Source organism: Marinococcus salis, assembly GCF_054971365.1.
In genome coordinates this window covers 88,292-101,668 of record NZ_JBQOJB010000003.1, presented here as the reverse complement: position 1 = coordinate 101,668, position 13,377 = coordinate 88,292, and the positions used below count along the sequence as shown (strand labels likewise).

The window sequence follows — 13,377 nt, the reverse complement described above, 5'->3', positions numbered from 1 at the left end:
GAATTAAACGCATATGTCAGAATACACTAGCTTAAAAAACATTCAAGATGCCCCGTTAGATGGCATGGAGCACTTGAAAAAAGACAGTAACTTCTTACGCGGTACGCTTGTTAAAACAATGGCAAATCCTATCACTGCAAGCATTCCTGAAGCAGATGGAAAGCTGATGAAGTTTCACGGAAGCTATATGCAGGATGACCGGGACCTGCGCAACGAGCGCCGCCAGCAAAAGCTTGAACCCGCATACCAGTTTATGCTCCGCGTACGTTTGCCGGCAGGCGTCATTACACCGGAACAGTGGCTCACAATGGACGAAGTGTCGCATAAATACGGCAACGGCACTCTCCGGCTCACTACCCGGCAGACGTTTCAAATGCACGGGATTCTCAAATGGAATATGAAAAAGAATCTGCAGGAAATTAATGCAGCCATGATGGATTCGATTGCCGCCTGTGGAGACGTTAACAGAAACGTTATGTGTAACGTGAACCCGCATCAATCCGATGTGCATGAAGAAGTATATGAATATTCCAAACAGATCAGCGACCATTTGCTGCCGCGCACCACGGCCTATCATGAAATTTGGCTTGATGAAGAAAAAGTGGCGGACAGTAAAGAAGTAGTTGAACCCATCTACGGCGAAACGTATCTGCCGAGAAAATTCAAGATCGGCGTAGCAGTGCCCCCGTCCAATGATATTGATGTTTTCTCCCAGGACATCGGATACATTGCCATTGTGGAAAATGGGGAGTTGCAGGGCTTTAACGTCTCCGTTGGCGGCGGCATGGGGATGACGCATGGTGAGCCGGATACGTACCCGCAGCTTGGGCGTGTGATCGGCTTTGTGCCAAAAGAAGAAGTGGTGAATGCTTCCGAGAAGCTGCTGACGATCCAGCGCGACTACGGCAACCGTTCCAACCGGAAAAATGCCCGGTTCAAATATACGATTGACCGCTACGGGGTTGAATGGCTGAAAAGCGAATTGAACGAGCGTCTCGGCTATGAAGTAGAGGCCGCCCGTCCATATGAGTTCGAAAGCAACGGGGACGAGTATGGATGGGTTAAAGGCAATGACGGTAAATGGCATTTTACCCTGTTTATCGAAAATGGGAGAATCAAGGATCAGGAGAACTATCAATTAATGACCGGCCTTCGTGAAATAGCCAGAATTCACACCGGTGATTTTCGAATGACACCGAACCAGAATGTGGTTATTTCTGATATTACGAGCCATAAAAAACGGCAGATCAATAAATTGATTGAGGATTATGGCCTTACAGATGGAAAACACTATTCTGCTCTCCGCCGGAATTCTATGGCCTGTGTGGCTTTCCCGACCTGTGGACTCGCGATGGCAGAAGCCGAGCGTTACCTTCCGTCCTTGGTCGATAAACTTGAAGTGATGCTTGAGGAGCAGGGCCTGCGGGATGAAGATATTATAATCCGCATGACGGGCTGTCCAAATGGCTGTGCCCGTTCTGCGCTTGGGGAAATCGGCTTTATCGGAAAAGCTCCCGGTAAATATAACATGTATTTAGGAGCAAGCTTTAACGGAGACCGCCTTAGCAAGCTTTATCGGGAAAATATCGGGGAAGAAGAGATACTAAGCGAGCTTGAACCAATGTTTGCCCGTTTTGCCAAAGAGAGGTATGAAGGAGAGCATTTTGGGGATTTCGTTATCCGCGCAAATTATATTGAAGCAACTACTGACGGCACAAATTTTCATGACTGATAAAAACGGGGGCAGCTTACGCTGCTCCTGTTTTTTATGAAATTAAAAAGATATTTTCCGGCAGCAGCTTTTAGTTTCAGGGTTGTATCCTGTTTCTATGTGCCATAAGATGAACTATAGTGCGATGAGGCAATTATGAGCAAGGTAATAGAACTATGCAGGAGGCAGTCATGAGTATAAGAATCCGAACCGTAGAAGCAGAAGATATTCCGGAACTTGCAGAAGTAATGCAGACATACATTGTAGACCACTATGATCACCCCGATCCCGGCATCGGCAAATTAAAAACGTTAATTAAAAAACTTTTGGCCCAGCCAGAAACAGGCATTCAATTTATTGTGGAGCATTACGGTGACCTGATCGGCTTTGCTACTTTATACCAGACATTCAGCACCCTTAAGGTTAAAAAAACAGCTATCTTAAACGATCTGTATATCACTCCGGAGTTTCAGGGGCATCATTACGGGAAAGAGCTTCTCGAATTTGTGCTTTCTTATGTACAGTCGGAGGATTTTGCCGGAATGGTGCTTGAAACAGACCGGATGAATCACAAAGCACGAAGGCTTTACGAGTCGCTCGGCGGGGCAAAAAGTGCCTGGACTCATTACGAGTGGGAGTTTTAAGTGGCGAACAATGTTTTACTCTGATAAAGTTTGAGCAGGCTAAAGGATTTATGCTAAAATCTTCTTTGTGCGTTTAACACACATTCATATACATAAACGATCAAAGAAGAGAAACGAGGGAAACAAAGTGGAGTACGCAGTTATTGTTTCAGTGCTGGTATTAATTGTACTGAGTCTCTTCCGGCTGAATGTCATTCTTGCACTAATGGGGGCAGCAGTCACCGCAGGACTGATCGCCGGACTTTCATTTACCGATTCCGTCGAAATGCTCGTATCAGGCATGGGCGGCCGGGCGGATACCGCTCTCAGCTATATCCTGCTCGGTGTTTTTGCTGTCATGATTGGTTATTCGGGTATTACAGGTTTTTTAGTTACGCATTTAGTGAAGCTGTTAAAGAATAAACGGGCGGCTTTACTGCTGACTATTGCAGGGGTGGCCTGCCTGTCGCAGAATGTTATCCCAGTACATATTGCCTTTATACCAATACTCATCCCGCCGCTTTTGTATTTGTTTGACCATATGAAAATCAACCGGCGGGCGGTGGCGGTCAGCTTGACTTTCGGCTTAAAGGCGCCGTATATGCTGATTCCTGCAGGATATGGTTTAATATTTCATCAAATTATACAGGAGAGCATGAACGAAAACGGCATGAATATTGCTTTCGGACAGATTTGGCAGGCGATGCTTATTCCAGTAGTGGGCATGGTGGCCGGTCTGCTGGTGGCTGTATTCATTACGTATCGCAGGGAAAAAGAAACCGGGGCAGGAAACGTAGACGTTACAGAAGCGGAAAATGGCTTGAAAAACACAAATAAATTCCGGTTGTCACATCTATTGACGTTAATTGCGATCGTCTGTGCGCTCGTGGTTCAGGTATGGACAGAATCTTTAGTAATTGGTGCGTTGACAGGTATTGCAGCCATGTTCATTTTCCGGGTGGTGCCAATTATAGAAGCCGACCAGACAGTGAATGACGGTGTACGCATGATGGGGATGATCGCCTTTGTTATGCTGCTTGCCTCCGGATATGCTACCGTGCTCCAGGACACAGGAGCAGTGGAGGAATTAGTGGCAGTTACTTCTGACATACTTGGAGGAAGCCAGCTGCTCGGGGCAGTAGTAATGCTTTTAACAGGGCTATTGATTACCATGGGCATCGGCTCTTCGTTTGGAACGATTCCTATCCTTGCAGCGTTGTTTGTGCCACTGAGTGCCTCACTCGGCTTTTCACCGCTTGCTACAGCAGCTTTAATCGGCACTGCTGGAGCAATTGGAGACGCGGGCTCCCCGGCTTCTGACAGCACACTCGGCCCAACAGCGGGGCTGAATGCTGATGGCCGTCATGATCATATTTGGGACACATGTGTACCCACATTTCTACACTTTAATATCCCCTTGTTTATCTGTGGCCTGGCAGCGGCGTTTATTTTATAGCATCCATCCAGTAAATCCATTCATTGCAAAATTGATTCAAAACAGGTAAAGTGAAATGTGAATAAAAAATGAATGTTTTATACAGACGATAGAAATTTTTAGACAATAGGGCTGAAAATAAGTCGTTATAGTGACGGAAGATAAGGTTCATGGACCCTTTTTCGGAGGACTCCACGTACAACCAAATAACATAGTGATTGATGCAGGATCGTTAGACATTTGAGCTAAACGGTAAGCTACAAAGGATATTTTTCCTCTGTGGCTTTTTTTATGCTTTTATAAGGCTTCGCGCGTTTCTTTAGGTTGCTGTATATAAGCTTGTACAACAAGATAAGGTTTGAAAGAAAAGGAGAAGAGTGTCATGTCAGAAGTAAAGGAAGTGCAATCAGCAATAGCTGGATATATCGGAAAGGTATTGCGGAAGAGTTTTGGAAAAGGCCCAATCTCTGTACATACGACATGGGCACCGCCGTATTTTTGTGTCCATATTCGTGATTTTCTGGTACCGATGGAACAAATTTTGATTCAAAAAAATGAGGGCAGAAAAGTGGAAGAGCTTAGGGAGATGCTGATGGGTGTCCTGTATGCCGATATTAAAGCAGAGCTTGAAGCAGTGACTGGAGAGGAAATACTCGACATTTACACGAACTGGAACCTGCACCATCGCTCCGGGGTCATTTTTGGTACAATCGATACGCCTTTGGAGCAGGAATCCGGCACAGCGTATAAATGGCAGGAAGAGGTAAACAGCGTAGTGAAAAAAGCGGGAGAAAATAAAGAAGGGCTCTCAGCTGTAGTAGATACAAAGCCTTTAAACCACCGCGTAGTACTGATTGAACGAACCAGTGTATTGACCCCGGTAGAGCGCCAGCTTATTGAGGAAGGCCATGCCGAGGAAATTGAAGCCGCGAAAACGACACTTGTGAAAAGCATTATTGAAGAAACAAATTTACTGGCTCTGATGCCCCGGGAAGTGATTGATCCGTTTATTATCTGGGACTTAGACAAAGATATTAATTATTTAATATTTATCTGCAGCAGCAAGGAGTCTGAAGCAAAATAAAGCCGCACATTTATAGATGAAGTGCGGCAGGAATATTATAGGGAAGTTGGTTTTACTACAATTTCTTCTTTTTGGGCGGCGTATTTATGATACAGAGATTTTAAAGGATGCCTGGTGTTTGGCTGCCACGGTTTTTCCGGGCCGGTATAATGGACAACGGCCGGGTTTCCGGCAGCGCTGGTTACCTTTTTTCCCTGCCTGGTATCGGGCACAGCCTTCAGGAACATATCGGTCATCGTATTCCATTTCGGGTGGAGCTCGAACCAATGGTTATAAAGCACAGCATTCAGACCGTCCTGGTCGTGGTAAAGCATCCGGCTTTCATGCTTCTGGATAAACTGAACGACTTGATCGGTCACCTGGTGTTTTTTCCAATTCGGAACCTGAATCATCATCACTCCGGAATTAAAATACTTAGCTTCGGGGGGCATAAATAGGTCATCATTACGGTAAAAACCGCCGAAGTTTTCTACTGCGGCAATAACCTGGCGCCGCAAGGGAACCTTCCAGAGTACTGTAATATCCTCTTGAATGATGGTATCGCAGTCGATATACAATACTTTATTTACGTCGGTAAACAAGTATGGAATGGATAACCGGTAATAGGCAGCGTTAGTAATGTGATAAGAATATTTATGGTTTGCCTGAAAAAGGTTTTTATACTTGTTTGTGTCGATCGCATGGAAGACGACACGGGATTTAAAATGAGCTCCGAGTTGTTCGAGCATTTGCTTTTGGTAGCTGCTCCAGCCAGTTTCGATAACGTGAAATTCGATACTTTCCGGCTTCGCTGTGTTCGTAAGCAAGGAAGTCAGGGAAACAGCTGTATGCTCCGCATAATTTGCGTCAGCAACCGTTGTAACAATATAGGGAGAAGAATAAGACATTGCAAGCACTCCTTCATGGGGTAATAGTAATAATCTGGTTTAGTCACAGAAGCACCCGATGCATGCCTGGAACTAAAAAGAATCAGCGCTCGGGCTTTTTCTTTTCAGCTTATGATTAGCTCCCAATGGTCTAACTCATTGCTGCTGAAGACTGGTAGAGTCACTTTTAAAAACAGCATAAAAATGGGCAGGTAACTATACATATATCCCTGACGCATCTTTTTGAAACAATAAAACGGGGTATTGAGGAAAAATGAACTGTTAGAACTAGATTTAACGCTTGCTGCTTCTAATTTATATTAAAAAAGATGACGGTATTCATATATTCAGGTAATGGCTGCATGTTAAGGTGAAATAGAACAAAACAAGGAAGGAGATAAAATAAATGGATATGAGTGAAGTCACCGCCAAGCTGATAGAAGCAAAAAATCGAAAAAGAGCTACTTATCAGGATCTAGCGGAAGCTGTGGGTCGCAATAAAACATGGGTGGCTGCTGTTATTCAGGGCCAGGCATCGATGGATGAAAAAGAAGCAGAAGCGCTCTTGAACTACCTTGAAATTCCTTATGAGGAAATCAAGCATGAACTGATGACGCCACCGTACAAAGGCTCATTAAGCGAAGACGTTCCAACAGATCCGCTTATTTATCGATTCCATGAGATTACTCAGGTATACGGCACCACATTAAAGGAAATTATTCATGAAGAATTCGGTGATGGCATTATGAGCGCCATCGATTTTAAAATGGACGTAGAGCGTGAGGAGGATCCAGGTGGAGACCGGGTAGTAGTCACGTTGAACGGTAAATTTCTCCCGTACACAAAATGGTAAACGACTAAAGCCATCATAAAAGAGACGCCTTTCCAATCAAAATGGAAAGGCGTCTTTTCATTTCACTATAAAATCCAATAAGTAGATTAGTCTACTACGGTTACTTCAACGCTTCGGCGCCCAAAAGAATATGCTTCAGATTTGCTTGGAACGTGAACGTCAATGCGATTCCCGTTAATGGCTCCGCCAGTATCCGCTGCCGTATAAGTACCCATGCCTTCGATTTGTACTTCAGAGCCAAGTGGAATAACATCAGGGTCTACAGCTATTACTTTTGCATAACGGTTGGTATTTAAGTTAACCCCTGTAGCAGTGATGCCGCTGCAGCCTGCGCAGTCAGCTGTATAAGCAGTAGCTTCAACTGTCATGGACTCTCCGCCGGAAGTGTCTTTAGAGCTGCTGCTTTCAGAAGTGGAGGCAGATTCTACTGCTTCCTTGCCGCTGCCGTCCGCTTCAGAGCTTTCTACAGCCTCATTTTCACTGGAACTGCTGGAGCTTTCCCCGTAAAGTGCTGCTTTTGTATTTGGCCCGATGATACCATCGACCGTAAGACCTTCGTCAGCCTGAAAATCACGAACAGCAGCTGCAGTGATTGAACCGAAAATTCCGTCCACTTCGTAATCGTAGTACCCTTTATCGTCGAGTACAGACTGGGCTTCGGATACGGAATCATTGGAATCGCCCTGAACAAGCAGACTGTCTGATGCGTCACTTACCGCTGGTGCTGCAAAAGCTAAAGCTGTACCAAGAACTGCGCCGCCGATCCAATGTGAAGCTTTCGTAGTTTTCATCATAATTAAAAAATTCCTCCTCAGAGAGTATAAAAATTTTTATTTGTAAGTATTTAATGTTAATGAATGTGAGCAAATAAGTTTTGAGATACGTATGGTGAATTAGCCTGTCGCATGTTTGTAAATTTAACTTGAAGCAGAAAAACTTTCAAGTTAAATAGGACGAATGTAATGCAAACGTAACAAGGTTAAGCATTCTGAAATATATGAAAAATTATGTGTAATATTAAAAAACCCTTATTAATAAAGAGATAAAAAGTATTTTCCTAAGTCATATTTCCAATAACGCGAACGTAATGTTACAAATTAAAATAGCGAAAAAACAGTATGATTTTAATTGAGCAAGAAGAATGTACCAATTTTTCAGTGGGTAATAGAATTAAAAAATTGTGGAAGGTAAATAAGCAAAGAAAGGGAGGTGAAAGCATTTGCCAGGGTATACAAATGAAAAAAGCCCCCTGATAAACCAGGGGGCTTAAAGAGAGCTATGTGAGAAAACCTGAAACATAAGAAATTAGTTGTGATTAATTCTGCCTGTCAGTCATTGCTTAAATGCTGGTAGAGCGTAGTTTTAAGTAGGTCAGTCAAAACGGTCAGAGGGATATTGGACATTGACCAGCCCTTTTCCATGGCTTTTTCCTGAGTTCTGTTCCAAATATCCTCATCCTCGGCCACATCAATGAAATCATGGCCGGCAAAAGTGATTTTAATATTGTGATAGCTTGTTACCTGCTTGCTTAATGTTTTGTGGCGGGTAGCCTCAATCAGGCCTCCTTCGGTGAGCAAATACATGTAATAATCGGTTTCTTCGTTTTTGGATGTCAGGCTGAAGCCGGGTTTTTGCTCCTTCAAGTCGATCAACAGCTTCCTGATTGCTTCCATATCTCTTTCCATCACCATTTTATCTTCCACCTTTTTTATACTTACTGAAATTATAATATTGGGACCGTGATAAATGCCAGAAAAGATTTATGCATTCGAACGCAGCGAAGAGATAAATCATTACTCTTCGTGGGTGTGATAAAAAAAGAAGCCGGGGCGCCGGCTTCTTTTCCGAATACTTAATTCCAGACGTCTTCGGCAAGAGAAACGACGTGGCGTACTTTCGCCCATTGCTCTTCTTCTGTAAAAATATTACCTTCTTCGGTAGAAGCAAAGCCGCACTGCGGGCTTAAACCGGGTTGTTCAAGCGGCGTATGTTTTTCAGCTTCCTGCAGTAACGGCCCATAGTGCTTCGGCGCTTAATTCACCATCTGAATACCGTTACCGGGCTTTTTAAGTCGCTCCGGACGAAGGAAATTCCCAGCATGTTCCGCTCGAAACGGTGCTTGCGTTAAACTACCCACTCCTCTGTAATATGTAGAAATTTAAAATTCGACAGGAAAAACAAAAAGGCCCCGCTTTTTCTGTCTATTCACCTATTAATAGTATATGGAAGCAGGTAACGGTTTGTCTATACAAACCATTGGCCGTATGCTGTGCTTAGGCAAGAATAAAAGACGGATTTGGTTTTTTTATATAGTCTCCATTAACGGCGCCGCTGAAAAATAACGACTGCTTCGCCAGACTCATTTGTATGAGAAACAGTACTATAAGCGGAAAACAAACGATAAAGGCCGTTAAATCCTTTTAATTTAATGACAAAAGCTATGTCTTTTAAGGACATTTTTTCCCCGGTAAGAGCAAAAATAGCTTTTTTCGGGCGAAAGCTGTTGTCCATTTTATCAGCTGAGTGCTTATCCATGTGCTGAAAAACCAGAATGGTTTTCAACTGGCTGGCAAAGTCTCCTTCAGCCTTCATTGCCTCAACTTTTTTCTTTCTCGCCCGGTTGAGTGCAGAAGGTTTTTCCACGGAAATCATTATAAATCACTCCTGAAAATAAATTGTGTGCTTTTCTTTTCATACCCTGACAGCTGTATAATCCAACCTGGTGAATTAGAGCACCCCGGATAAAGTTTATGAAAATAAAAAACCGTGAATAAAACAATCATCTCCAGCAGAAAGAAGGACCGCCTGTGATTGAAATTTTAATTGAACATGTACCAAGCACACTGCTTCACCTGCTGACTGGTGCAGCGATAATGTATATATTTTACGGAAGCCCGTGGTTAATCAGTTCAGATCGCCTGAAAATCATGGCATTCGGGGCGATAGTACTAGTGCCTGATATTCCAAAATTATTTGGCAACTATATCTTTCATACGCTTTTAACAATGCCGTTTATTGCTGCGGCGCTCGCTGCAGTTGTTCGCCCTGCCTTGGGTGGAGGATTTCCTAAAGCCTGGGCGGCTGCGTTTGTTACGCTGGGGGCGGGCTCTATGCTGATTGACTTTCTTGGAAATGGCACCCAGCTTTTATACCCAGTGGCCACGAAAAACTTTTCCTATCCGTTGCTTACTCAGGAATGGTGGGTGATTGTACCGCTATTATGTATTTTGGGAATACTAATTATCCGTGGAAGAAAAAACGTTTCTCCCCGGCAGCCATGAAAAGCTATGAAACCCCTTCAATTTCTATGAAGTTATTAGTAAACTTATAGTATATTTCGACTAGTAATTCTATTTGAATGAAAAGAGGGACTCATGCGAAAATTTTATGCAGGCATAACTGTTGGTTTTATTGTTCTGAGCGGCTGCAGCACCGGGGAAGAATCAGCGCAGGAAAACGAAAATTCAGAGACACAAAAAGAGACTGAAAGACAGGAGCAAAAACAGGAAGATGAGAGCGTCACGGTTGGAGCAGCTGGGGATGTGCTGCTGCATGGACGCGTATATAAAAGGATGGAAGAAGACGGAGAGTATGACTTCACGCCGGCATTGAAGGCAGTTACGCCCATGCTTAAGGAACCGGATTATATGATTGTGAACCAGGAATCGATCCCTGGCGGGGAAGAGCTCGGCTTGTCAGCTTATCCTTCTTTTAACAGCCCGTACGCGATTGTAGATGATCTTCAGGATGCCGGAGTGGACATGCTTTCCGGGGCCAATAACCATACACTCGACCGCGGAATGGAAGCTGTAAATAACGCGATTAATCATTATGAGCAGATTGGCATGGACTACGTAGGGGTATATAAAGACGAAGAGGATGCAGAGCGCAAGCGTATCGTAAACGTGAAAGACGTTGATATTGGTTTTCTATCTTATACGTATGGGTTGAACGGCATTTCGATTCCGGAGGAGCACGATTATGTCGTTCAGAAAATTGATAAGGAACAAATACAGGAAGACGTTGAAGCGATGAGAGATGAATCGGATGTTGTGGTAGTGAATATGCACTGGGGAAGTGAATACGAAAGACTCCCCAATGAAGAACAGAAAGAACTGGCTCAGTTTCTTGCAGATCTGGAAGTGGACGTAGTTCTTGGCCACCATCCTCACGTGCTTCAGCCGATGGAATGGGTGGAGGGCGAAGAAGGCAATGAGACGCTGGTTTATTATTCGCTTGGTAATTTTTATTCCGGGCAGGATACGGACTATACCGATACAGGCGGCATTGCAACATTCGATATAGAAAAAGACGGGGAAAAAATAAACATAACGAACCCAAACGTTGACTTTACTCAGGTAGTTCCGGGCCCTGAAGACCAATATACGGTAAAACCGATGGCTGAAGCAGAGCACCCGGCTGAAGGCGGAGAAACGGAACAAGAGCTGCATGAACACGTATATCAATGGATGGAAGAAGCAGAGTAACGGGCATCTTAGTATTCAGATGAAAACAGGGAGCCGGGCTCAAGATAATTTCAAACACTGTAATATATTATAAAAGGACCTCTGTTTAAAAACAGGGGTCCTTATCACATTATGCACCAAATCCATTAATAAACGGATTGGAATTCATTTCGGTTTCGATATCTGTAAAGGGGCCGTGGCCGCAGGCTACAACCGTATTTTCAGGAAGGTCAAGCAGCTGCTCGTGTATGGAGGCTAACAGTGTATCCATATCGCCGCCGTAGAGATCGGTCCGGCCAACCCCGCCTGAAAACAACACGTCACCAGAAAATACTGTGTTAGTTTCTTTATGCCAATAGGAAACACTTCCCGGGGAATGCCCCGGTGTGTGAAGCCATTGAAATTCAAAACCGCCAAATTGAAGCCTTCCTTCTGACTGCAGCAAGTGATCGGCAGGCTTCGTGGTAAATGCAGCCTCTGGCATCATACGGCTCGAACCGTTTTTCTGAGGGTCTTCAAGCCAGTCACTTTCCTGTTCGTGAAGATAAACCGGGATATTGTATGCTTCCCGAGCAGTATCAAGCGCCCCAATATGATCAAAATGGGCGTGTGTTAACAGAATTGCTACGGGGTGAAGCTCGTTTTCCTGGAGAAAGGTGAGCAGTTTATCGGCATCACCGGCCGGGTCAATAATAACAGCGTTTTTATCATTATCGTACAGAACATAGCAGTTTGTCTGCAGTGGTCCAAGCGGTAGCTGTTTTCCAGTTCATAGTTTCCCTCCAATTAGTATACTGTCTTTAGTATAAACAATATTTTTCCCGGAAGAAATAACCGATCTGCACATACATACGAATAATTAATATGGTTTTATTGAAAATGTTCGGTTTCATTTTTTTTAGCATTGGTTTTTATATGAATTAATGATAAAATATGAGCAAATAAGAACGTACATATAATGCGCGGATGATGGTAAGGGGAGAGACTGCCAGGCAGCGCCGAAGGAGCAAACCGTAACAGGTGAATCTCTCAGGCAAACAGACTCTTACTGGACGCTCCTCTGGAGAGCGCTTCTTTTGAAGCCACCCACGAAGACACTCTTTCTGCATTGCGGAAAGGAGAAACTTTCTGGTTATAGGACAGAGCTTCCATAATTCATGGGAGCTCTGTCTTTTTTTGTTTTTTACTGTTTTGATTTTTCAGAAAAAATAATTAAACGAGGTGATTTCTTTGGCAGAACTAAAACGAACTCCGCTGTATTCAGTGTATGAAAAATACGGAGCTAAAACTGTCGATTTTGGTGGTTGGGAAATGGCAGTTCAGTTTTCGGGCATCAAAAGCGAACACGAAGCGGTTCGTACAAAAGCCGGCCTGTTCGACGTCTCCCATATGGGCGAGGCGATCGTAGAGGGTCCAGAGGCTGCTGATTTTCTGCAGTACATGCTCACAAATAACATAAAAAACCTGGAGCCCGGCAAAGCGCTGTACACCGCTATGTGCTATGAAAATGGCGGCACAGTTGACGACCTGCTCGTGTACCAGCTCGAAGAAGAAAAATACATGCTTGTTTTAAACGCAGCCAATATTGAGAAGGACCTCGAATGGCTTCGCCGGCACGGGACGGAAAACGTAAGCATCACGGATATCTCAGAAAGGACAGCATTAATTGCGGTGCAGGGCCCGGAGGCGGAAACGATACTACAGAAAGTAACCGACGCATCTCTTTCAGAAATACTGCCTTTTCGATTTGCTGCCAGTGCTTCTATCGGAGAAACAGGAAACGTTCTTATATCAAGAACTGGCTATACCGGTGAGGACGGATTTGAATTATACTGCCGCTCCGGGGATGCGCTTTACTGCTGGGAGACTATTATGGAAGCTGGAAAAAGCAGAGGCATTGTCCCTTGTGGACTTGGCGCAAGGGATACCCTGAGGTTTGAAGCGAAGCTGCCGTTGTATGGACAGGAACTGAGTGCAGATATCACCCCGCTTGAAGCCGGCATCGGCTTTTGTGTAAAACTGAAGCAAGAAAATGATTTTATCGGAAAAGAAGCTTTAAAGGAACAAAAAGAAGCAGGACTGAAACGCAAGCTGGTCGGTATTGAAATGGTCGATAAGGCGATACCCCGTCCGGGATACGGCGTACGAAATGATGACGGAGCAGAAATAGGATGGATCACGACAGGCACCCAGTCCCCGACGCTCAAAAAAAACGTAGGACTCGCACTTTTAAATGCCGAATGGAGCAACCTGGATCAGGCGGTAGCGGTGGATGTGCGTGGAAAAGCCAAGCGGGCGAAAGTGGCAGCTGTGCCTTTTTACAAACGGAAAAAATAATA

13 protein-coding genes, 1 pseudogene and 2 riboswitches are annotated in these 13,377 nt (G+C 44.3%); of the genes and pseudogenes, 8 read left to right on the top strand and 6 right to left on the bottom strand.

Translation table 11 applies throughout. From position 1 onward, the window contains the following. Window positions 1-13: 13 nt before the first annotated feature. The 4 genes from cysI (at window position 14) to ACTTK6_RS03865 (ending at window position 4,853) form a co-directional block, all read left to right on the top strand. Complete coding sequence (cysI, locus tag ACTTK6_RS03880) at window positions 14-1,732, top strand: assimilatory sulfite reductase (NADPH) hemoprotein subunit (RefSeq protein WP_462832746.1); 1,719 nt, start codon at window positions 14-16, stop codon at window positions 1,730-1,732. Window positions 1,733-1,902: 170 nt separating this feature from the next. Continuing rightward, on the top strand, window positions 1,903-2,355 hold the full coding sequence (locus ACTTK6_RS03875) for a GNAT family N-acetyltransferase (protein WP_079476803.1): 453 nt from the start codon (window positions 1,903-1,905) through the stop codon (window positions 2,353-2,355). A gap of 127 nt (window positions 2,356-2,482) precedes the next feature. After that, on the top strand, window positions 2,483-3,790 hold the full coding sequence (locus ACTTK6_RS03870) for a Na+/H+ antiporter family protein (RefSeq protein WP_079476802.1): 1,308 nt from the start codon (window positions 2,483-2,485) through the stop codon (window positions 3,788-3,790). A gap of 361 nt (window positions 3,791-4,151) precedes the next feature. Continuing rightward, window positions 4,152-4,853 (top strand): Na-translocating system protein MpsC family protein, encoded by a 702-nt coding sequence (locus ACTTK6_RS03865; protein ID WP_462832745.1) that lies wholly within the window; start codon window positions 4,152-4,154, stop codon window positions 4,851-4,853. A gap of 35 nt (window positions 4,854-4,888) precedes the next feature. Here the strand turns inward: ACTTK6_RS03865 and ACTTK6_RS03860 are convergent, their stop codons facing one another. Continuing rightward, complete coding sequence (locus ACTTK6_RS03860) at window positions 4,889-5,740, bottom strand: glycosyltransferase family 8 protein (RefSeq protein WP_079476800.1); 852 nt, start codon at window positions 5,738-5,740, stop codon at window positions 4,889-4,891. A 385-nt stretch (window positions 5,741-6,125) separates the two neighbouring features. Here ACTTK6_RS03860 and cynS point away from each other — a divergent pair, with 385 nt between their 5' ends. After that, window positions 6,126-6,572, top strand: a complete 447-nt coding sequence (gene cynS, locus ACTTK6_RS03855; protein WP_094907939.1) for a cyanase — start codon at window positions 6,126-6,128, stop codon at window positions 6,570-6,572. A gap of 86 nt (window positions 6,573-6,658) precedes the next feature. Here cynS and ACTTK6_RS03850 read toward each other — a convergent pair whose 3' ends face one another. The 4 genes and pseudogenes from ACTTK6_RS03850 to ACTTK6_RS03835 all read right to left on the bottom strand — a co-directional run bounded on the left by ACTTK6_RS03850 (window position 6,659) and on the right by ACTTK6_RS03835 (window position 9,224). Then, window positions 6,659-7,366 (bottom strand): 3D domain-containing protein, encoded by a 708-nt coding sequence (locus ACTTK6_RS03850; RefSeq protein ID WP_079476798.1) that lies wholly within the window; start codon window positions 7,364-7,366, stop codon window positions 6,659-6,661. Window positions 7,367-7,900: 534 nt separating this feature from the next. After that, the gene (locus tag ACTTK6_RS03845) at window positions 7,901-8,263 is read right to left on the bottom strand and encodes a DUF2513 domain-containing protein (protein ID WP_079476797.1); all 363 of its coding nucleotides are present in this window, start codon (window positions 8,261-8,263) and stop codon (window positions 7,901-7,903) included. Window positions 8,264-8,424: 161 nt separating this feature from the next. Next, window positions 8,425-8,565, bottom strand: a pseudogene (locus tag ACTTK6_RS03840) (5-methyltetrahydropteroyltriglutamate--homocysteine S-methyltransferase); the annotation flags it as partial. A gap of 326 nt (window positions 8,566-8,891) precedes the next feature. After that, complete coding sequence (locus tag ACTTK6_RS03835; protein ID WP_462832743.1) at window positions 8,892-9,224, bottom strand: hypothetical protein; 333 nt, start codon at window positions 9,222-9,224, stop codon at window positions 8,892-8,894. A 155-nt stretch (window positions 9,225-9,379) separates the two neighbouring features. Between ACTTK6_RS03835 and ACTTK6_RS03830 the strand changes: the two genes are divergently transcribed. Together ACTTK6_RS03830 and ACTTK6_RS03825 are read left to right on the top strand one after the other, a co-directional pair. After that, window positions 9,380-9,853, top strand: a complete 474-nt coding sequence (locus tag ACTTK6_RS03830; protein WP_094907937.1) for a metal-dependent hydrolase — start codon at window positions 9,380-9,382, stop codon at window positions 9,851-9,853. Window positions 9,854-9,946: 93 nt separating this feature from the next. Further along, complete coding sequence (locus tag ACTTK6_RS03825) at window positions 9,947-11,059, top strand: CapA family protein (RefSeq protein ID WP_094907936.1); 1,113 nt, start codon at window positions 9,947-9,949, stop codon at window positions 11,057-11,059. A 109-nt stretch (window positions 11,060-11,168) separates the two neighbouring features. On the opposite strand, the gene ACTTK6_RS03820 is transcribed toward ACTTK6_RS03825, so the two are convergent. Beyond that, window positions 11,169-11,780: an MBL fold metallo-hydrolase gene (locus tag ACTTK6_RS03820; RefSeq protein WP_462832833.1), complete on the bottom strand. Its 612-nt coding sequence runs from the start codon at window positions 11,778-11,780 to the stop codon at window positions 11,169-11,171. 224 nt (window positions 11,781-12,004) lie between these two features. Further along, a riboswitch (glycine riboswitch) is annotated at window positions 12,005-12,093 on the top strand. A gap of 3 nt (window positions 12,094-12,096) precedes the next feature. Continuing rightward, window positions 12,097-12,183: riboswitch (glycine riboswitch) on the top strand. Window positions 12,184-12,268: 85 nt separating this feature from the next. On the opposite strand from ACTTK6_RS03820, the gene gcvT reads away from it, so the two are divergent. Beyond that, window positions 12,269-13,375 (top strand): glycine cleavage system aminomethyltransferase GcvT, encoded by a 1,107-nt coding sequence (gcvT, locus tag ACTTK6_RS03815; RefSeq protein WP_094907935.1) that lies wholly within the window; start codon window positions 12,269-12,271, stop codon window positions 13,373-13,375. The last annotated feature ends 2 nt before the right edge of the window (window positions 13,376-13,377 follow it).

Bases quoted from the DNA above. Each gene is read 5' to 3' on its own strand.
- cysI (WP_462832746.1), top strand. From the start codon at position 14: ATGTCAGAATACACTAGCTTAAAAAACATTCAAGATGCCCCGTTAGAT.
- ACTTK6_RS03875 (WP_079476803.1), top strand. From the start codon at position 1,903: ATGAGTATAAGAATCCGAACCGTAGAAGCAGAAGATATTCCGGAACTT.
- ACTTK6_RS03865 (WP_462832745.1), top strand. From the start codon at position 4,152: ATGTCAGAAGTAAAGGAAGTGCAATCAGCAATAGCTGGATATATCGGA.
- ACTTK6_RS03860 (WP_079476800.1), bottom strand. From the start codon at position 5,740: ATGTCTTATTCTTCTCCCTATATTGTTACAACGGTTGCTGACGCAAAT.
- cynS (WP_094907939.1), top strand. From the start codon at position 6,126: ATGGATATGAGTGAAGTCACCGCCAAGCTGATAGAAGCAAAAAATCGA.
- ACTTK6_RS03850 (WP_079476798.1), bottom strand. From the start codon at position 7,366: ATGATGAAAACTACGAAAGCTTCACATTGGATCGGCGGCGCAGTTCTT.
- ACTTK6_RS03845 (WP_079476797.1), bottom strand. From the start codon at position 8,263: ATGGTGATGGAAAGAGATATGGAAGCAATCAGGAAGCTGTTGATCGAC.
- ACTTK6_RS03835 (WP_462832743.1), bottom strand. From the start codon at position 9,224: ATGATTTCCGTGGAAAAACCTTCTGCACTCAACCGGGCGAGAAAGAAA.
- ACTTK6_RS03825 (WP_094907936.1), top strand. From the start codon at position 9,947: ATGCGAAAATTTTATGCAGGCATAACTGTTGGTTTTATTGTTCTGAGC.